Source organism: Streptomyces beijiangensis (assembly GCF_017315755.1).
In the GTDB taxonomy this organism is placed as follows: Bacteria; Actinomycetota; Actinomycetes; order Streptomycetales; family Streptomycetaceae; genus Streptomyces; species Streptomyces beijiangensis.
This window is the reverse complement of sequence record NZ_JAFLRJ010001213.1, coordinates 1-272: the sequence shown is the minus strand read 5'-3', so window position 1 is coordinate 272 and position 272 is coordinate 1. Positions and strand designations below refer to the sequence as shown.

At 73.2% G+C, this 272-nt stretch carries 1 pseudogene; it reads left to right on the top strand.

The features are described from left to right. Window positions 1-272: pseudogene (locus tag J0695_RS41220) on the top strand (patatin-like phospholipase family protein); the annotation flags it as partial.

Here is a 272-nt window from a genome sequence, read left to right as displayed (position 1 = left end):
GGACCGGGCGGACGTCGTCATCGGTACCTCGGCCGGAGCGATCTTCGGTTCCCGACTGCTCGGTGGAGAGCCACCTGCCGAGATGTACGAGCGTCAGCTCACCGGCGCCGACCGCATCGACATCGGCTCCGGCCTCTCCACGACGCTCCGCTTCCTCTGGGCAGCGCTCGGCTCCTGCGACCCCGACCGCTCGGTGCGGCGTCTGGGCCGGGCCGCCCTCGCCGCGCGCAGCGGCCCCGAGTCCGAGGTGTTCGACGTCCTGCGCCCCTTGC